This is a genomic window from Streptomyces sp. NPDC020597 (genome assembly GCF_044335095.1).
Taxonomy (GTDB): Bacteria; Actinomycetota; Actinomycetes; order Streptomycetales; family Streptomycetaceae; genus Streptomyces.
Window position 1 is genome coordinate 120,931 of sequence record NZ_JBIRUL010000019.1, and the last position, 19,231, is coordinate 140,161.

Below are 19,231 nucleotides of genomic sequence, written 5' to 3' on the forward strand. Positions count from 1 at the left end.
GCCGAGACGTCACGGGGCCCTCGACGGGCCGAGACGGGAAGGGGGCCCTCGACACTGTCGAGGGCCCCTTCGCTCGCCGTCGCGGCGGCGACCGGCCCGCGGCACAGCGTGCTCCCCTCTCGCGCCGCGGCCCCGGCGGCGCGGCCCACGTCGGCGCATCGGACCAATCGCCGCCTTCTGACGGGGTACGCCTCGCGTGGGACGGACGGCCGGGTGCGGGCCCTGTGCCACCTTGACGCCCGTGAAACACCAGACCCTGTGCCTGTGCATGATCGTCAAGGACGAGTCGCAGGTGATCGGCCGCTGCCTGGAGTCCGTGCGCCCCCTCATCGACTACTGGGTGATCTCCGACACCGGCTCGACCGACGGGACGCGGGAAGTGATCCGGGAGGTGCTCGACGGCATCCCGGGAGAGCTCCACGACGAGCCCTGGGTCGACTTCGGGCACAACCGGACACGGAACATCCGGCACGCCCTAGGCAAGGCCGACTACCTGCTCACGCTCGACGCCGACCACGTCCTGCGGCAGGACGCCCCGCTGCCCCGGCTGACGGCGGACTCGTACATGCTGCGCTACGACACCCCCGGCTCCCAGCACCGCTTCAAGCACCTCATGCGGGGCGACCGGTCCTGGCGGTACGAGGGCGTCACCCACGAGTACCCCTGCACCGACGGTCCCGACCGCCAGGAGAACCTGGACGCCCTCGTCATCGAGGACCACGCGGACGGCGGCTGCCGCAGCGGCGGCTCCGAGCGCGACGCGCGGTTGCTGCGCGCCGAGTTCGAGCGCGACCCGGCCAACCCGCGCACGGTCTTCTACCTCGCCAACACCGAACGTGATCTGGGGCATGCGGACGAGGCGATCGCGCTGTACGAGCGGCGGGCCGGAATGGGCGGCTGGGGGGAGGAGGTGTACTGCTCGCTCCTGGAGACGGGGATCCTCCGGGCGGAGCAAGCCGACGACTGGCCCGGGGCGATGGACGCGTTCTCCCGCGCCTGGGAGTCCCGCCCCACCCGGCTCGAGGCCGTCTACGAACTGGCCTCGCGGCTGCGCCTGCGAAGCCGCTACCACACGGCGTTCTCCCTGCTGGGCGCGGTCGTGGGCCGTCACGAGCCGGACGATCTGCTTTTCACCAGGTCCTGGGTGTACCGGTGGGGACTGCTCTTCGAGTTCTCCGTCTGCGCCTACGCGGTGGGCGACCACACGGCCGCCGTCCGGTCCTGCGACGCGCTGCTGGCGATGCCGGACCTGCCCCACGCCGTCCGCCGGCAGGTCGAGAGCAACCGGGAGCTCTCCCTTCGCCACGCCGAGGACGGGCCGGAGCCGGCGGCCCCGGCACGCCGTCCGAGGTCGGCCCGGGCCGCAAAGGCGGCACGGGACCGCAAGCCCTAGGTGCGCCGATCACGTGCGGTCGACGCCGGCGGGGTCCGGGCCGTGAGGGGCCGTTCGGGTCGGCGTGCTCGCGTCGGCGCATCCGTGGAGCCCGTTGTGGCGTCTACGTCCACATGGACCTGCAGAAACGGACCGCCGAACCGCCCGCCGAACCGCCCGTGCAGCCGTCCGCGCCGGGCGGCCGGGCTCCCGAGGGGTGTCTGGTCGTCGCGATCCGGCTGCCCGTGCGGATCGTGGTGCTCGTGCTGGTCGTGCCCGTGCGGATGGCGTGGGACCTCCTCGTCGTCGCGGGACGGTTGCTCCGGGACACCGTGCTGCGGCCGTTCGGGCGGGCCCTGCTCTGGCTGGGGAGGGCGCTGTTCGTTCTGCCGCTGATCGGGCTGTGGCGGTACGTCCTGGCCCCCGCGGGCAGGGCGCTCGCCTGGCTCGGGCGGGTGCTGCTGGTCGTTCCGGCGCTCTGGCTGTACCGGTACGTCCTCACGCCCCTCGGGCAGGGCGTCGCCTGGCTGGCGCGTACGGCCCGGACCGGGCTCGTGTGGGTGTACGCGCGCGTGCTGACTCCGGTGGGGCACGCGCTCGCGTGGCTGGCCAAGGGGTGCGCGGCCGTCCTCGCCGCCGTCGGGATCGGCTCGTGCACGGCCGTCGCCTGGCTGCTGCGGTACGTCGTCGTCATCCCCGCCCGGTGGCTGCACACGTGGCTCCTCGCGCCGGTCGGCCGGGCCGTCGCCTGGTGCGCGCTCGGGGTGGGGCGCCTCCTGGCGGTGCTGGTCAGCGGCGTCGGGGCGGTCCTGTACTGGACCGCCAGGATCCTGGTCGTGCTGCCCGCGGCCGCCCTGTGGCGCTGCGTGCTCGCCCCCGTCGGCCGCTTCCTCGTGGTGGTCGCACGGGAGGTGGGGGACGCGCTCGGGCACGCCTGGCGGATCGCCGGACGCCTGTCACTGACGGTCGGACGGTTCCTCGGGACCCTCCTGCGGTGGATCTTCGTCGAGCCGGTGCGCTGGGCGTACCGGACCGTCCTCACCCCGGTCGGGCACGTCGTCCGCGACGCCGTGCTGCAACCCGCAGCCCGTGCCGCGCGCAGCGTGGGCCGGGCCACCCGGCAGGCCTTGGCCGCGGCCCGCGAGACGGCCCGGCAGGCCCGCGTCGACGTGCGGCGGCTGCTCTTCGGCGAACAGCGGCAGCCGGCGGGGATCGGCCGGCGGGAACCATCGACGGGCGAGGCACGTACTCTTGGTAGCAGTACGACCGCTCTCACGAAGGACTGAACGACACTGGGCAAGCGACAGCCCGAAGGCCCGCCGCCCGCACCCGCGGTGCAGCGCATCCGACTGCGCTACACCAAGCGCGGCCGCCTCCGGTTCACCAGCCACCGTGACTTCCAGCGCGCCTTCGAGCGTGCGTTGCGCCGTGCCGAGGTGCCGATGGCGTACTCGGCGGGGTTCACGCCGCACCCGAAGGTGTCGTACGCCAATGCCGCACCCACCGGCACGGGCAGTGAGGCGGAGTATCTGGAGATCGCGCTCACCGCGGCGCGTGACCCGGAGAAACTGAGAGTCCTCCTCGACGAGTCGCTGCCCGCCGGGCTCGACGTCGTCGACGCGGTCGAGGCCCGGACCTCGGGCCTCGCCGACCGGCTGACGGCCTCCGTGTGGGAGCTGCGGCTGGACGGCGTGGACCCGGCCGACGCCGACCGGGCGGTGGACGCCTTCAACGAGGCCGACGCCGTCGAGGTCCAGCGCATGACCAAGAACGGCGTCCGCACCTTCGACGCCCGTGCCGCGGTCGCCCGGCTGGAAACGCACAGTGAACCCGCTGATAGGCCGACCGACCAGCCCTGTGCGATACTGCGGCTGGTTGTTCGGCACGTGACGCCTGCCGTACGACCCGACGACGTCCTGTCCGGTCTTCGCGCCGTGGCCGACCTGGCGCCGCCGGTCCCCGCAGCGGTGACCAGGCTGGCGCAGGGGCTGTTCGACGCAGAGACCGGCACGGTGACCGACCCGCTCGCGCCCGACCGCGAGGCAGTGCAGGCCCCCACAACGGCCGGATCCGCTGCCGCCGCGAAGGCGCCCGCGTAGGGAAGGTTCCGCGAAGGAACGTACGCCGTAGCGCCGCCCTCGTACTCGGGAGCCACCTGGGTCGGGCGGCGAACCGACCAGAAGACTTTCGCCAGGCCGTGCGCATGAGGCGTACGGAACCGGCGAGACAGGACACAGAGAGCTCCCGTGCGGCGCCCGCGCCCCGGACGGCGGCACCGCGCATCGCGCGAGCCGCGGACGTCAACGGCGGCCGATCCTTCGTGATCGCCGCCGGACCAGGCGCGGCGCCCGGGAGCCTGACGGGAGAAACGCCCGCATGCTCGAGCCAACCGAATCCACAGAGTCCGTTCCGGACTCCGATGCGAACACCCCCAGCGACACACTGCCGCCGCGTCGTCGGCGCCGTGCCGCTTCCCGCCCGGCGGGTCCGCCGGTCGCCGCCGCCGAAGCCCCGGCCGAGATCACCACGCCGGCCATACCGGCAGTGGAGTCCGCCGAGCAGCTGGCGGAGGAGGACCTCCAGGACGTGACCGTCCCGGAGGAGAACGTCTCCACGGACGCCGCGGCGCCGGAGCCCGAGGCAGCGCCCCGTGCGCGCCGCCGGGCCACCCGTCGCGCCTCCGCGCCCGCCGGAGCCCCGGCCGCCGTCGAGGCCGCCGAGACCGTCGTGCCCGCGGCCGCGGCGGAGGAAGCCCCCGCGGAGCAGGCCGTGGCCGAGGCCGAGGAGGCCCCCGCCGAGGACGCCGCTCCTCGCCGTGCCCGCCGCCGGGCCACGCGCCGCGTGTCCGCGCCGGCCGACGAGGCCGTGGCCGAGCTCGTCGAGCCCGCCGTCGAGCCGGCCTCCGAGAAGGTCCTCGCGAAGTCCGAGCCCGAGCCCGAGCCGGAGCCCGCGCCCGAGGCGCCCGCCGAGGCCGCCCCCCGTACCCGCCGTCGGGCCACCCGCCGGGCGACCGCCCCCGCCGGGGCCCCGGAAGCCGAGACGCCCGCAGTCGCCGCCGAGGCCGAGACGCCCGCCGTGGCTCCGGAGCCCGAGACGCCCGCCGTCGCCGCCGAGGCGCCCGCCGAGCCCGCCCCCCGCGCCCGCCGCCGCGCGACCCGCCGTGCCACCGCGCCCGCCGAGGCCGAGGTTCCCGCGGTCGACGAGGCAGTGAAGGTCTCCGAGCCGGTCTCCGAGCCGGTCGAGCCGTCCCGCGCCGCCGTGACCGGGGAGACGGCGCCGGAGGCCGCCGCCGAGGCGCCCGCCGACGAGGACGCAGGTTCCCGCCGTGGCCGCCGGCGCGTGGTCCGCCGGGCCGCCGGCGGCTTCACCGCGCCCGCCCAGGAGCGTGCCGAGTCCGACGCGCCGAGCCGCCCCGCGCGGCCCGCGGTCGCCGTGTTCCAGGCGCCCGTGTTCGCCGAGCCGCAGTTCCAGACCCCGCAGCGGGCGGCCGCGGAGGCCGCCGCCGCGGAGGCCGGCGCCGGTGAGCCGGAGGCCGAGGAGCACGAAGAGGTGCAGGAGCCGGTGGAGGAGCAGGCCGGTTCGCGCCGTCGCCGCCGCCGCCGGACCGCCGGATCCGGCGACGAGAGCGAGGCCGACCGCACCACCGCGCCCCGGGCCGCCGCCCCCGCCGTCGAGGACGAGCCGGAGACCGAGCCGGAGGACGCCGACGAGGCCGAGGACGTCGCCGACGGCGACGACGAGACCGAGGAGACCGGTTCGCGCCGCCGTCGCCGTCGGGGCGGCCGTCGCCGTCGCCGTGGCGACTCCGCCGACGGCGAGGGGGACTCCGCCGACGCCGACTCGGACGAGTTCGCCGCCGAGCAGTCCGCGCAGGACGCCGAGGACACCGCCGAGCAGGAGGACGAGGACGCGGAGGACGAGGAGGCGGGCGGTTCCACCGCCGGAAGCCGTCGTCGCCGTCGTCGTCGCCGTCGCGCCGGCGACTCGTCCACCGAGGCCGAGCCCGGCGACGGGGACCCGGAGCGCACCGTCGTCAAGGTCCGCGAGCCGCGCAAGCCCTCCGAGCCGTCCGACGAGGTGCAGTCCATCAAGGGCTCGACGCGCCTGGAGGCCAAGAAGCAGCGCCGCCGGGAAGGCCGTGAGCAGGGCCGCCGCCGGGTGCCGATCATCACCGAGGCCGAGTTCCTGGCCCGCCGCGAGGCCGTCGAGCGGGTGATGGTCGTCCGCCAGAGCGGCGAGCGCACCCAGATCGGCGTCCTCGAGGACAACGTGCTCGTCGAGCACTACGTCAACAAGGAGCAGGCCACCTCGTACGTCGGCAACGTGTACCTGGGCAAGGTCCAGAACGTGCTGCCGTCGATGGAGGCCGCCTTCATCGACATCGGCAAGGGGCGCAACGCCGTCCTGTACGCCGGCGAGGTGAACTTCGAGGCGCTCGGCATGGCCAACGGGCCGCGCCGTATCGAGGCCGCCCTGAAGTCGGGCCAGTCGGTCCTCGTGCAGGTCACCAAGGACCCGATCGGGCACAAGGGCGCACGTCTGACCAGCCAGGTCTCCCTGCCGGGCCGCTACCTCGTGTACGTGCCCGAAGGCTCGATGACCGGCATCAGCCGCAAGCTGCCCGACACCGAGCGGGCCCGGCTGAAGACGATCCTCAAGAAGATCGTCCCCGAGGACGCGGGCGTCATCGTGCGCACCGCCGCCGAGGGCGCCAGCGAGGACGAGCTGCGCCGTGACGTCGAGCGGCTGCAGGGCCAGTGGGAGGACATCCAGAAGAAGGCGAAGAACGGCGGCAACGCCCCGACGCTGCTGTACGGCGAGCCGGACATGACCGTCCGGGTCGTGCGCGACATCTTCAACGAGGACTTCACCAAGGTCATCGTCAGCGGTGACGAGGCATGGTCGACGATCCACGGGTACGTCTCGCACGTCGCGCCCGACCTCGCCGAGCGGCTGTCGAAGTGGACCTCCGAGGTCGACGTCTTCGCCACGTACCGGATCGACGAGCAGCTCGCCAAGGCGCTGGACCGCAAGGTCTGGCTGCCCAGCGGCGGTTCGCTGGTGATCGACCGGACCGAGGCGATGGTCGTGGTCGACGTCAACACCGGCAAGTTCACCGGGCAGGGCGGCAACCTCGAGGAGACGGTCACCAGGAACAACCTGGAGGCGGCCGAGGAGATCGTGCGGCAGCTGCGGCTGCGCGACCTCGGCGGCATCATCGTGATCGACTTCATCGACATGGTGCTGGAGTCCAACCGGGACCTGGTGCTGCGGCGTCTGCTGGAGTGCCTGGGCCGCGACCGCACGAAGCACCAGGTGGCCGAGGTGACCTCGCTGGGCCTCGTCCAGATGACCCGCAAGCGGGTCGGGCAGGGTCTGCTGGAGTCGTTCTCCGAGACCTGTGTGCACTGCAACGGGCGCGGCGTCATCGTCCACATGGAGCAGCCGACCGCGGTCGGCGGCGGCGGGAAGCGCAAGAAGCGCGGCCGTGGCGGTGACGGACACGTCCACGAGCACGAGGCGGCGGTCGACGCCGTCGAGCCGCTGGGCGTCGAGCACGAGACGGAGAGCGAGGCCGAGGTCGCCGCCGAGGTGGCCGAGCCGGTCGCGCTCGCCGCCCCGGAGTTCGCGCCGGACGAGGAGCTGTACAGCAGCATCGCCGAGGCGGAGGCCTCCGCCGGCCGTGGCCGTGGCCGTCGCCGGACGAGCCGCAGGGCGTCCGCCCCGGCGGGCACGCCGCGAGGCGGCGCGTCGCGCAGGACGGGCGACTCCGACGCGTTCGGCGCGGCGGAGACCGTCGAGGCGGCCCCCGCGTCGCCCGCGGCTCCCGGGACGCTCGTCGACGCGCCCACCGCGCAGGAGGTCACCGCCGAGGCGGAGGCCGAGCGTCCGGTGCAGCCCGCCGAGGCGGCCGCGGCGCACGCCGAGCCGGTCGCGGTCGAGGACCCGGTCGTCGAGGCCGCGCAGGCGGCGGACACGCCGGCCGTCGACGAGGCAGCGCCCAAGGGCCGTACGCGCCGGCGCGCCACCCGCAAGGTGTCCGCGCCGGCCGGATCGCCGGCGGGCGCAGAGGCCGCCGTGGTGACAGTCGCCGAGCCGGCGGCCGCGCCGGCCCCGGTCGCCGAGGCGCAGCCCGAGGCCGCGCAGCCGGAGGCCGTGCCGGGCGACGCGACCGTCGCGGAGCCCGTCGTCGAGAGCGCGGCTCCGGCCCGCCCGCGCCGCCGGGCCGTGCGCAAGGCCACCGCGCCTACCGCGTCCGAGGAGACGGCCGTCGTGGTCGTCCCGTCGGCCGCGCCGCAGGCCGCCGTCACGGACGAGGCCGGGGAGCCGGTCGCCGCCGCGACCGAGGCGCCCGTCGCCGAGGAGGCGGAGGCCGCTCCGGCGAAGAAGACGGCCGCCCGCAAGACGGCGAAGAAGGCCACGGCCAAGAAGGCCGCCACGAAGACGGCGGCGGTCAAGAAGACGGCCGCGAAGAAGACCGTCGCCAAGAAGACGACGGCCAAGAAGGCGGCGAAGACGGTGGCCAAGAAGACGGTGGCCGCGGAGCAGAGCGCGCCGTCGGTCTCCGCCCCGACGGAGGACTGACGCCCCGTGAGGGAGCCTTCGTGAACGCACGGCGACGCGGCCGCCCGGCACCCCGGGTGTCCGCGTCGCCGTGCGTTCACCCGCGGGTTACTCTGTGTTCTGCTTGTGACAGAGCGCACCCACGCACTGGGTTTCACTGCGATAACCCTGGAGAAAATCGCCGTCCGCGGGCTGGTAACGTGCACTGTGGTCCCGGTGGCCGATGACATGCACACCGTGACCACAGCCGATGGAGCACATCCGGTCTTCCAGCCGGACACGGCTGACTTCCCGCCAGGAACCCTATGAGGCGGGTCCTGTGTACAAGCCGTTCGCCCGCCCACAGGCATCGGCGGACAACCAGGGATGCGGCCGTGCTGAGCATCGACACGGCTCCTTCCCGACCAGGCAAGACGTGGTGCGCCTTCGAGGTCGCCGTAGAGGAGGGGATGTCGATGACCGACGCCCATGTGTTCATACCGGCCGCCAAGCCTGTGATCGGCGAGGAGGAGATCGAGGCCGCGGTACGCGTACTGCGCAGCGGCATGGTCGTCCAAGGGCCCGAGGTGGCCGCCTTCGAGGAGGAGTTCTCGGAGCTGGTCGACGGGCGCCACTGCGTCGCGGTCAACTCCGGCACCTCGGCTCTTCACCTGTCGCTCCTCGCCCTCGGCCTCGGCCCGGGCGACGAGGTCATCGTGCCGTCGTTCTCCTTCGCGGCCTCCGCCAACGCGGTCCGGCTGGTCGGCGCCGACGTGGTCTTCGCCGACATCGACCCGGAGACGTTCTGTCTGTCCCCGGCCGCGGTCGAGGCGGCCCTGTCGCCGCGCACCGCCGCGATCATGCCGGTGCACCTGTACGGTCACCCGGCGGCCATGGACCAGATCATGGCGATCGCACAGCAGCACGGGCTCGCCGTGGTCGAGGACGCCTGCCAGGCGCACGCGGCCGCGCTGAACGGCACCCCGGTAGGCGCCTTCGGCGCCGCGGGCACGTTCAGCTTCTACCCGACGAAGAACATGCACAGCCTCGAGGGCGGCATGATCTCCACCGGTGACGCGGAGACCGCGCGGACCCTGCGCCTGCTGCGCAACCAGGGCATGGAGACGCGCTACGCCAACGAGATCGTCGGCGCCAACGTGCGCATGACGGACGTGTCCGCCGCGATCGGCCGCGTCCAGCGCGGCAAGCTGGACGCCTGGACCGAGCAGCGCATCGCCAACGCCGCGTACCTCACCGAGCACATCACCGCGCCGAACGTGCTCACGCCGAAGGTCGCCGAGGGCGCGCGGCACATCTACCACCAGTACACGGTGCGCATCCAGGGTGACCGCGACGCCGCCATGGCCAAGCTGACCGAGGCCGGCATCGGCAACGCCGTGTACTACCCGACGCCCATCCACCGGCTGAAGCCGTACTGGGAGCCGGACCAGAAGGCGGGTCGTGACTGGGACCTGCCCGAGACGGACCGCGCGGCCGCCGAGGTCGTTTCGCTGCCCGTGCACCCGGCCCTGTCCACGCAGGACCTGGAGCGCATCGTCACCGCTGTCAATGCTCTGGGGGAGCAACTGTGAGTACCGGGAAGTCGCTGCGAGCGGGACTCGTCGGCCTCGGTTCCATGGGGCGTCACCACGCCCGCGTCCTGTCCGGTCTGGACGGCGTCGAGCTCGTCGGCGTCGTCGACCCGATGGGTGACAAGTTCGGCGCCGCCCAGGGGGCGCCGATCCTGAACACCGTCGAGGAGCTCATCGCCCTCGGCGTGGACTACGCGGTCGTGGCCTGCCCCACCGCCCTGCACGAGCCGGTCGGCCTGGCGCTCGCCGAGGCCGGGGTCTGCGCCCTGGTCGAGAAGCCCGTCGCCGACACCGTCGAGGGCGCCCGCCGTCTCGTCGAGGCATTCGAGTCGCGGGGTCTGGTGGCCGGCGTCGGTCACATCGAGCGCTGCAACCCGGCGCTGATGTCGCTGCGGGCGCGGCTGGAGGCCGGTGAGCTGGGCGACGTCTACCAGGTCGTCACCCGCCGCCAGGGCCCCTTCCCGCACCGCATCGCGGACGTCGGCGTCGTCAAGGACCTCGCCACCCACGACATCGACCTCACCGGATGGGTGACGGGGCGGCAGTACGTGTCCATCGCCGCGCACACCGTCTCCAAGAGCGGTCGTGAGCACGAGGACATGGTCTCCGCGGTGGGCCGTCTCGACGACGGCACCATGGTCAACCACCTGGTGAACTGGCTGAGCCCGCTCAAGGAGCGGTTCACCTCGGTCACCGGTGAGCGGGGCTGCTTCATAGCCGACACCCTCACCGCCGATCTCACGTTCCACTCCAACGCCGCGGTGACCACCGAGTGGGAGGCCCTGCGGGCCTTCCGCGGTGTCTCCGAGGGCGACATGATCAGGTACGCCATCGCGAAGCGCGAGCCGCTGCAGGTGGAGCACGAGCTCTTCCGGGACGCGGTGCTCGGCAAGCCCGCCGACATCTGCACCCTCCGCCAGGGCATGCGCACCGTCGAGGTGGCGGCCGCGGTGCTGGAATCGGCGGCGCAGGGCACGACCCTGCGGTTCGACGACAGCCGCAGCGGAGCGGCCTGACACACCCGCGTGGCGGGTCGCCGACAACGCCCGTCCCCGGTTCCCACCCGATCGTGGAACCGGGGACGCCGAACTTCTGTCTTCCACTCGGAGGAACTCACACATGGAATCCCCTGCCCGCCGGCCGCGCCTTGCCGTGATTGTCGCCAACGGCATCACAGGCGACTCTCGCGTACAGAAGACCGCTGTCGCCGCGGCCCGGGACGGCTGGGACGTGACCCTCATCGGCCGGAGCGACAGCAAGCGCGTCCAGCGGTCGAAGATGGGTCCGATCGAGGTGATCCGCGTCCCGGTGGGCGTGGACTACCTGCGTGAGGTGAACACCCGCAAGGCGCGCCCCCTGCGGGCGGCCGCCACCCAGTTCAACCTGCAGGACCAGGCGGCGCTGAACCGCTACACCGCGGCCTACCGGGCGTGGGTCCGCCAGAAGTCCGCCGAGACCGCGTACGCGGGCTCCCCGCGCCGGGCGTCGATCAAGGCCGCGCTGCGGGCCCGCCGGTCGGTGCACCGGCTGCGGGTCAAGGCCTTCAAGTGGGAGCAGCGGCGCAAGTCCAAGGACCCGGCGCCGGTCGGCGACTGGCGCCGCGACTGGCCGCAGGTGGTCGACCTCGACCTCGCCTTCGGACCGGTGATCGAAGAGGTCGAGCCGGACGTCATCCACGCCAACGACGTGACGATGATCGCCACGGCGGCCCTCAGCGCGGCCCGGCTGCGCGCCCGCGGCCGCTCCTGTGTCTGGCTGTACGACGCGCACGAGTACATCCGCGGCGTGGAGTGGCCCAACCGCCGCCAGGCCTCCGCGCTGCCCGCGGTGGAGGCGGAGTTCATCGGCCGCGCCGACGCGGTCGTGACCGTGTCCCCGCAGATGGCGGAGCTGCTGAAGAACGACCACAAGCTGGCGAAGTCGCCGCTGGTGGTGGGCAACTCGCCGGTCCGTGAGGTGATCGGCGGCAGCAAGTCCACCGTCTCCGTGCGTAAGGCCTGCGGCCTCGGCCCCGAGACGCCGCTGATGGTCTACGCGGGCTGGATCGGCCCCGAGCGCGGTGTGGACGCCGTGATCGACGGCATGCCGGACCTCCCGGGCTTCCATCTCGCCCTGGTCCACGGCCGGATGACGCCCCTGCTCGAGCAGCTGTTCGCCCGGGCGGAGGCCCTCGGCGTGCGCGACCGCGTGCACCTGGTGCCGTACGTGCCGCAGCACGAGGTCGCCGACTACCTCTCCTCCGCCGACCTCGGCCTCACCCCGTTCCGGCGCGTCCCCAACTGCGAGGTGTCGCTGCCGACGAAGGTCTCCGAGTACCTGCAGGCCGGCCTGCCGCTGGTCACCAGCGACGTGAAGGTCATCAAGGCGTACGTCGAGGAGCGCGGCCTGGGCGAGGTGTGGACCTGGGACGACCCGAAGACGTTCGCCACGGCCGCCGCACGGGCCATGGAGCACCGCGCCGAGCTCGCCGAGGCGATCACCGAGGAGGTCCGCACGGACCTGTCCTGGGAGACGCAGAGCGCCAAGCTGATGAAGCTGTACCGCGAGCTGTCGAAGAAGACCCCGCCCGGCCCGCGGCCCGAGCTGTCCTGGACGGTGCAGGAGACCCCGGACGCCGTGCGTACCGTGGAGATCACGGACGGCGACGGCCAGCCGACCTGGAAGAAGCTCGGCGAGACCCGCGTCCGGCTGGGCCTCGGCCCGGCCAACTACGCGGGCCAGGGCGCCGCGTACGCCCAGGCCATCACGCGCGTCAACCCGGACGTGTCGGTCGAGGTCGTCATGAACAAGCAACCGGAGTCCTTCGACTACCCGGCCGACGTCTACGTCGACGCGACCGCGCTCGGTGAGCTGCCCGTCCAGTTCCAGCAGGTGGAACGGATCGTCGGACGTTATACGCATCTGCTGGTGGATGCGTTCATGCCCGTCTTCGGCAACCTCAACGGCTCCACCATCGCCGGCGACCTCGACGCGCTCAAGCAGGCCCGCATCAAGGTGGCGCTGCTCGCGCACGGCAGCGAGATCCGGCACCCCGCCAACCACATGGCCCGCCACCCGTTCTCGCTCTTCCACGACGCCCCCAAGGGCATCGCGAAGAAGCTCCAGGCCAAGGCCGAGCGGAACAAGCGGATCGCCACCGAGGCCGGACTGCCGCTGTACGTCACCACGCCGGACCTGCTGGAGGACCTGCCCACCGCGAAGTGGGCACCGCTGGTCGTGGACGTCCTGGCCTGGGCCACGGACCGTCCCGTGATGGAGCGCGAGCGGCCGCTGGTGCTGCACGCCCCCTCGAAGCGGTGGACCAAGGGCACCGACCGGATCATCCCCGTGATGACCGAGCTCCACGACCAGGGACTCATCGAGTTCCGGCTCGCCGAGGGCATCCCGTGGGCCGAGATGCGCGAGCTGGTGCAGAGCTGCGACCTGGTGCTCGACCAGTTCACCACCGGCAGTTATGGCACGTTCGCCGTCGAGGCGATGGCTGCCGGTAAGCCTGTGGTCGCCTACATCAGCGATGGTGTGAAGGCCGCGACGGACGGCGCCCTGCCCATCGTCTCGGCCACCCCCGACACCCTCGGCGAGGTCGTGAAGTCCCTCGTCGACGACCGCGAGGGCACGGCCAGGATCGGCCGGGAGTCCGCCGCGTTCGCCCGTATGTACCACGACGGGACCTGGACCGTGCAGGTCCTCAGCGATTTCCTCAAGTGACCGGTTTAGAGAGGCTGTTAATGGAAGCGCAGAGTGCCGGCGCACCCCGCCCCGTCAAGGGTCGCGTCGTCATGCTGGTCGACAACAAGGTCGACGGCGACTCGCGGGTGCAGAAGGCAGCCGAGTCCGCCGCGGCCGCCGGCTGGGACGTGGTGCTGCTCGGTCTCGTCCGCTCCGGCAACGGCCGCAGCTGGAAGCTCGGCGACGCCGAGGTCCGACTGCTGCCGCTGAAGACCCCGCTGGCCAAGCGGCACGCCGAACGTCACCGCTCGCCGCTGCGCCGTCCGCTCGCCTACCCGCCGGGCCCGATGGCCGCCTACCGCCGCCAGTGGGTCAAGGCCTGGCGCGCGGACGTGGCCACCCGCCGCGCCGCGCTGAAGGTCGCGCCGAAGGCCGTCGGCTCCCCGATGTTCCGCAAGGCCGAGAAGGCCCGCCTCACGGTGGCCGGACCGGTGTCGAAGTTCATGCAGAAGTGGGTCGGGTTCCGCGCCCGTCAGAGCAGCCAGGCCCAGAAGGCCGGCCGCGCCCTGCACGGCCCGGTCGACCGGGCCTTCACCGCGACCTGGAAGGCCGTCAAGGGCAAGCGCGCCTGGCGCCGCCTCGAACCGGTGCTGTGGGACTACGAGTTGACGTACGGCGCGGAGATCGACGCGCTGGAGCCCGACCTCATCCACGCCAACGACTTCCGCATGCTGGGCGTCGGCGCCCGCGCCGCCGTCCGCGCCCGCGCCAAGGGCCGCACGGTGAAGCTGGTGTGGGACGCCCACGAGTTCCTGCCCGGCGTGCGTCCGTGGGAGGACAACGCCCACTGGATCCCCGGCAACACCGCGCACGAGAGCGAGTACGCCCCGTTCGCCGACGCCGTGGTCACCGTCTCCGAGGGCCTGGCCGACCTGCTGCGCGAGCGCCACGGCCTCGCCGAGCAGCCGACCGTGGTCCTCAACGCCCCCGACCGCCCCGTCGAGCGGGACCCGGCGATCGAGGACACCGAGCCGGAGCCGGACCTGCGCGAGCTGTGCGGGATCGGACCGGACGTCCCGCTGGTCGTCTACAGCGGCTCGCCCGGCGCGCAGCGCGGCCTCGGCGACATGGTGGAGGCCCTGCCGAAGCTGGACGGCGTCCACATGGCGTTCGTCGTGCCCGCGCCGGCGGCCGGCTACATCCAGGGCCTGCTGGCCCGCGCCCGGGAGCTCGGCGTCGGCGACCGGCTGCACGCCGTGCCGTACGTCAAGCACTGGCAGGTGGTCCGCTTCCTGTCCGCGGCGAACGTCGGCTGCATTCCCATCCACCACTGGCCGAACCACGAGATCGCCCTGATCACGAAGTTCTTCGAGTACTCGCACGCCCGGCTGCCGCTGGTGGTGAGCGACGTGAAGACCATGTCCGAGGTCACCCGTGCCACGGGCCAGGGCGAGGTCTGCCGGGCCGAGGACGTCGACGACCTGGCGCGCGCGATCAAGGCCGTGCTGGCCGACCCCGAGAAGTACCGGGCGGCCTACGACAAGCCCGGTCTGCTGGACACCTGGACCTGGGAGGCGCAGGCCGAGGTCCTCGACGGGCTGTACACGCGTCTCGTCCCCAGAAACCCGAAGGCGGGATCATGAGGGCGGCTGCGGCTCCCGACGTCACCGTCGTCATCGCGGTGTACAACACCATGCCCTACCTGACGGAGTGCCTGAACTCGCTCCTCGGGCAGAGCATAGGCCGCGAACGTCTCGAGATCGTCGCGGTCGACGACGGCTCCACCGACGACAGCGGTCCCGAGCTGGACCGCTTCGCGGCGCTGTACCCGGACACCGTGAAGGTGCTCCACCAGCCCAACTCCGGCGGCCCGGCCGCGCCCAGCAACCGCGCGCTCGAGGTGGCCACCGGCCGCTACGTGTACTTCATCGGCTCCGACGACTACCTGGGCGAGGAAGCCCTGGAGCGCATGGTGAAGTGCGGCGACAAGCACGGCTCCGACGTCGTCGTCGGCAAGATGGTCGGCACCAACGGCCGGTACGTGCACCAGGCGCTGTACAAGAAGAACGACCCGGACGTCAGCCTGTACGACTCGGCGCTGCCGTTCACCCTCGCCAACACCAAGCTGTTCCGTCGGGAGCTGGTCGAGAAGTACAAGCTGCGCTTCCCCGAGCACCTGCCGGTGGGCAGCGACCAGCCGTTCACCATCGAGGCGTGCGTGCGCGCGGCGAAGATCTCGGTGGTGGCCGACTACGTCTGCTACTACGCCGTCAAGCGGGGCGACGCCAGCAACATCACGTACCGCGCCGACCACCTGGCCCGGCTGCGGGCCACCGCGGAGATCATGGACTTCACGGCCGGCCTCGTCGAGGCCGGTCCGCAGCGCGACGCGGTCCTGCGCCGGCACTTCACCTGGGAGCTGGCCAAGCTCGTCCAGGACGACTTCCCATCCCTCGACCGCGAGCTGCAGCGGCAGATCTGCGCGGGCATAGCGCGGCTGGCCGACGCCTACTTCACCGACGGCATCCGCGACGCGATGGACGTCAAGCGCCGGGTGCGGATCGCCCTCGCGCGCATCGGCGCGATCGACGAGCTGGCCGAGGCGATCTCGTCGGAGAAGAAGCCCGGAGCGACCCCGTTCGTCCTCGAGGGCGACCGCGCCTTCGCCCGCTACCCCGGCTTCCGCGACCCGCGCATCGGCCTGGCCGACCGGGTGTACGAGCTGCTCGGGGAATCCGTCCCGGCCCCGCTCGCCGAGGGCACCGAGCTGCTGGCCTCCGCCTGGGAGCAGCAGGGCGAGGCGCTCACGTACACGGCGTCCGTACGGGTGCCGGTCGTCGGCGACGTCGGCGGAAGCGCGCTGCGCCTCGTCAAGGGGGCCATGCCGAAGTCCGCGGACAAGGCGGGCGCCCGCCGGCTGAAGCCCGGCCACGCCCTGCCCGACGTGACGGGCGAGACGACGCTGGAGCCCACCGAGGACGGCGCCGGCACGGCGCTGCACGCACGGGTCCCGCTGAAGCTCGCCACCGCCGGCCGGGGTGTGCGGGTATACCTGGACGTGGCAGGGTTCACCTACGAGATACCCGTGCGCGGCGAGGGGCTGCCCATGCCGCTGGCCAGGCTGTGGGGTCCGCAGGCGGACCCGTACCGGGCGTCGGCGCTCGTGAACCCCAAGGGACGCGTCGTCGTCGACACGGCCCAGCTCCACCCCCCGAAGAGGACGGTCATCCGGCGGGCGCTGGGGGGCGCCGTCAGGAAACTGAAGTCCCGTTTGAGAAGGAAGTAGCGACCCTCCATGAACATCTGTGTAGTAGCGCTCGGCAAGATCGGGCTCCCGCTGGCGGTCCAGTTCGCCGCAAAGGGCCACCGGGTCATCGGCGCGGACGTCAACGAGAAGGTCGTCGAGCTGGTCAACGCCGGCGTCGAGCCGTTCCCCGGTGAGCACGACCTGGACGTCAAGCTGAAGCAGACGGTCGACGCCGGGCTGCTGAGCGCGACCACGGACACCGCCTCCGCGGTGGCCGAGTCCGACGCCGTCGTCGTGGTCGTCCCGCTGTTCGTCGACGCCGAGGGCGTCCCGGACTTCGGCTGGATGGACGCGGCCACCAAGGCGATAGCCCAAGGCCTCAAGCCCGGCACGCTCGTCTCCTACGAGACGACCCTCCCGGTCGGCACCACCCGTACCCGTTGGGCGCCGATGCTGGCCGAGGGCTCGGGCCTCACCGCGGGCGAGGACTTCCACCTGGTGTTCTCCCCGGAGCGCGTCCTGACCGGCCGGGTCTTCGCCGACCTGCGCCGCTACCCCAAGCTGGTCGGCGGCATCGACGAGGCGTCCGGCGCCCGCGGCGTGGAGTTCTACGAGCAGGTCCTCGACTTCGACGAGCGCACCGACCTGCCGCAGCCGAACGGCGTGTGGGACCTGGGCACCGCCGAGGCCTCCGAGCTGGCCAAGCTCGCCGAGACGACCTACCGGGACGTCAACATCGGCCTCGCGAACCAGTTCGCGCGCTTCGCCGACAGCAACGGCATCGACGTCAAGAAGGTCATCGAGGCCTGCAACTCGCAGCCCTACAGCCACATCCACCAGCCGGGCATCGCGGTCGGCGGCCACTGCATCCCGATCTACCCGCGGATGTACCTGTGGAACGACCCCGCCGCCACCGTCGTGCGCTCCGCGCGCGAGGCGAACGCGGCGATGCCGGAGTACGCGGTGGACCTGCTGGCGGCCGCCTATGGTGACCTGACCGGCGTGAACGTGCTGGTGCTGGGCGCCGCCTACCGCGGCGGCGTGAAGGAGACGGCCTTCTCGGGCGTCTTCCCGACCGTCGCGGCCCTGAAGGCGCGCGGCGCGGTCCCGTTCGTCTCGGACCCGATGTACACGAGCGAGGAGCTCGCCGCGCACGGCCTCACCCCGCACGCGGGCGAGAAGGTCACCGCGGCGATCCTGCAGGCCGACCACGCCGAGTACCGCAGCCTGACCCCGGCCGACCTGCCGGACGTCACGGTCCTCGTCGACGGCCGCCGCACCACCGACCCGGAGGCCTGGAAGGGCGTCCGCAGGGTCGTCATCGGAGGCTGACCCAGCCCGCCGTCGTGCCACGGCCCCGGTCCCTGCGGCCGGGGCCGTACGCGTGCGTGGGGCCGTTCTCGGCCGCGGCTCCAGGCGGCCGGCTCCGCGGGGTTGCCCCTGTGCGGTTCCGGTGTCTCCCGTATGCTCGCCGGGCGGGAGCCGGGCGCGCCGAAGGCGAGGCAGCGGGGCTCCGCAAGGGGGCAGACGCGGAATTCCGAGCGGTCGGTCCCCCCTCCGTACGGACACACAGCGAGGACGACGAATGTCCCAGACCGACGTCAAGGTCTCGGCCCTGCCGGACGCGCCCGACGCACCCGGAACCGTGCCGCCACGGCAATCCCGGGGCAATCGGCTCTACGCACTGGACGCGCTGCGCGTCATAGCCGCGCTCTCGGTGCTGATATTCCACTTCACCGGAGTGGACGCGGCGACCAAGGCGAACTGGGGCGTCAACCCCAAGGCGCTGTTCCCGTCGATCTTCCCGTACACCTCGTACGGCTCCTACGGTGTGCAGCTGTTCTTCATCATCAGCGGATTCGTCATCTGCCTGTCCGCCTGGAACCGCACTCCGGGCCAGTTCGTGCAGGCCCGCTTCCTGCGCCTCTTCCCCGCGTACTGGTTCTCCGTCGTCGTCGCCGTCGTCGTCTGGCGGGCGCTGCCCGACGGCGCCCGCAAGGCCCCGAGCGTCAGTGACTCGCTCACCAACCTCACGATGTTCCAGGTGCCGCTCTCGGCCCGGCACCTCGTCGGCGCCTACTGGACGCTGTGGGTGGAGCTGACCTTCTACCTGATCTTCCTGGTCGTGCTCTGGAAGGGGCTCGACTACGTCCGCGTCTCGGTCTTCTGCTGGCTGTGGCTGCTCGCGAGCGTCCTGGTGCAGGAGGAGAAGTTCCCGCTGCTCGGGATCTTCGCGCAGCCGCTCAACACCGCGCTGTTCGTGTCCGGCATCGCGATGTACCTGATGTACCGGTTCGGCCCGGACCTCAAGCTGTGGGGGCTGCTGGGCGCGAGCTGGCTGGTGATGCAGAGCGACCTCGTCCAGCACGCCGACCATCTGCGGCACGACAAGGGCATGGACCGTTCCCCGTATGTCGCCCTCGCCCTGGTCACCGTCTTCTACCTGCTGGTGCTCGCGGTCGCGCTGCACAAGCTCGACCGGATCAGTTGGAAGTGGCTGTCCACGGCCGGCGCCCTGGTCTACCCGCTGTACCTGCTCCACGAGGAGCTGGGATGGGCGATGATCCGCACCCTGTACGGGCATGTCGGTGCGTGGGCCACGCTGGCCATCACCACGGTGTCGCTGATCGTGCTGGCGTGGCTGGTCCACCGGTTCGTCGAGAAGCCGGCCCAGCGCTGGCTGCGCGAGCGTCTGGACAAGGAGTCCCGCAAGCGCGCCGCGACGGCCGAGGCCTGACCCGGGGCCTCACGGTCCCCCGGCGCCCCGACGGAGCAGGGGAGGGCGGCCGGCTGCACACCGGCCGCCCT

General features: G+C 72.5%; 11 protein-coding genes. All 11 read left to right on the plus strand.

All coding sequences use genetic code 11. The features are described 5' to 3' along the window. Positions 1–241 precede the first annotated feature (241 nt). The 11 genes from ACH4ZA_RS28200 to ACH4ZA_RS28250 all read left to right on the plus strand — a co-directional run bounded on the left by ACH4ZA_RS28200 (position 242) and on the right by ACH4ZA_RS28250 (position 19,160). Positions 242–1,393 carry a glycosyltransferase gene (locus ACH4ZA_RS28200; RefSeq protein WP_398432179.1) on the plus strand — a complete coding sequence of 384 codons (1,152 nt, stop codon included), beginning with the start codon at positions 242–244 and terminating at the stop codon, positions 1,391–1,393. A gap of 113 nt (positions 1,394–1,506) precedes the next feature. After that, positions 1,507–2,658 carry a hypothetical protein gene (locus tag ACH4ZA_RS28205; protein WP_398432180.1) on the plus strand — a complete coding sequence of 384 codons (1,152 nt, stop codon included), beginning with the start codon at positions 1,507–1,509 and terminating at the stop codon, positions 2,656–2,658. A gap of 48 nt (positions 2,659–2,706) precedes the next feature. Beyond that, entirely contained in the window at positions 2,707–3,471 is a 765-nt protein-coding gene (locus ACH4ZA_RS28210; RefSeq protein WP_319279236.1) for a TIGR03936 family radical SAM-associated protein, read from the plus strand. A gap of 277 nt (positions 3,472–3,748) precedes the next feature. Further along, positions 3,749–7,957, plus strand: a complete 4,209-nt coding sequence (locus ACH4ZA_RS28215) for an Rne/Rng family ribonuclease (protein ID WP_398432181.1) — start codon at positions 3,749–3,751, stop codon at positions 7,955–7,957. Positions 7,958–8,391: 434 nt separating this feature from the next. After that, complete coding sequence (locus ACH4ZA_RS28220) at positions 8,392–9,507, plus strand: DegT/DnrJ/EryC1/StrS family aminotransferase (RefSeq protein WP_319278816.1); 1,116 nt, start codon at positions 8,392–8,394, stop codon at positions 9,505–9,507. 44 nt (positions 9,508–9,551) lie between these two features. After that, on the plus strand, positions 9,552–10,523 hold the full coding sequence (locus ACH4ZA_RS28225) for a Gfo/Idh/MocA family protein (RefSeq protein ID WP_398432201.1): 972 nt from the start codon (positions 9,552–9,554) through the stop codon (positions 10,521–10,523). Positions 10,524–10,626: 103 nt separating this feature from the next. Continuing rightward, positions 10,627–13,215, plus strand: coding sequence for a glycosyltransferase (locus tag ACH4ZA_RS28230; protein WP_319278730.1), 2,589 nt, complete (start codon positions 10,627–10,629; stop codon positions 13,213–13,215). Positions 13,216–13,235: 20 nt separating this feature from the next. Next, positions 13,236–14,819 (plus strand): glycosyltransferase family 4 protein, encoded by a 1,584-nt coding sequence (locus ACH4ZA_RS28235; RefSeq protein WP_398432182.1) that lies wholly within the window; start codon positions 13,236–13,238, stop codon positions 14,817–14,819. Beyond that, a complete protein-coding gene (locus tag ACH4ZA_RS28240; RefSeq protein WP_398432183.1) occupies positions 14,816–16,462 on the plus strand; it encodes a glycosyltransferase family 2 protein in 1,647 nt (548 codons plus the stop codon). The genes ACH4ZA_RS28235 and ACH4ZA_RS28240 overlap by 4 nt, the downstream gene beginning before the upstream one ends. Before the next feature lie 9 nt (positions 16,463–16,471). Next, on the plus strand, positions 16,472–17,755 hold the full coding sequence (locus tag ACH4ZA_RS28245) for a nucleotide sugar dehydrogenase (protein ID WP_398432184.1): 1,284 nt from the start codon (positions 16,472–16,474) through the stop codon (positions 17,753–17,755). Positions 17,756–18,008: 253 nt separating this feature from the next. Continuing rightward, positions 18,009–19,160: an acyltransferase gene (locus ACH4ZA_RS28250; protein ID WP_319278738.1), complete on the plus strand. Its 1,152-nt coding sequence runs from the start codon at positions 18,009–18,011 to the stop codon at positions 19,158–19,160. The last annotated feature ends 71 nt before the right edge of the window (positions 19,161–19,231 follow it).

Coding starts and splice junctions, on each gene's coding strand:
- ACH4ZA_RS28205 (WP_398432180.1), top strand. CDS start 1,507: ATGGACCTGCAGAAACGGACCGCCGAACCGCCCGCCGAACCGCCCGTG.
- ACH4ZA_RS28215 (WP_398432181.1), top strand. CDS start 3,749: ATGCTCGAGCCAACCGAATCCACAGAGTCCGTTCCGGACTCCGATGCG.
- ACH4ZA_RS28220 (WP_319278816.1), top strand. CDS start 8,392: ATGACCGACGCCCATGTGTTCATACCGGCCGCCAAGCCTGTGATCGGC.
- ACH4ZA_RS28225 (WP_398432201.1), top strand. CDS start 9,552: ATGGGGCGTCACCACGCCCGCGTCCTGTCCGGTCTGGACGGCGTCGAG.
- ACH4ZA_RS28230 (WP_319278730.1), top strand. CDS start 10,627: ATGGAATCCCCTGCCCGCCGGCCGCGCCTTGCCGTGATTGTCGCCAAC.
- ACH4ZA_RS28235 (WP_398432182.1), top strand. CDS start 13,236: ATGGAAGCGCAGAGTGCCGGCGCACCCCGCCCCGTCAAGGGTCGCGTC.
- ACH4ZA_RS28240 (WP_398432183.1), top strand. CDS start 14,816: ATGAGGGCGGCTGCGGCTCCCGACGTCACCGTCGTCATCGCGGTGTAC.
- ACH4ZA_RS28245 (WP_398432184.1), top strand. CDS start 16,472: ATGAACATCTGTGTAGTAGCGCTCGGCAAGATCGGGCTCCCGCTGGCG.
- ACH4ZA_RS28250 (WP_319278738.1), top strand. CDS start 18,009: ATGTCCCAGACCGACGTCAAGGTCTCGGCCCTGCCGGACGCGCCCGAC.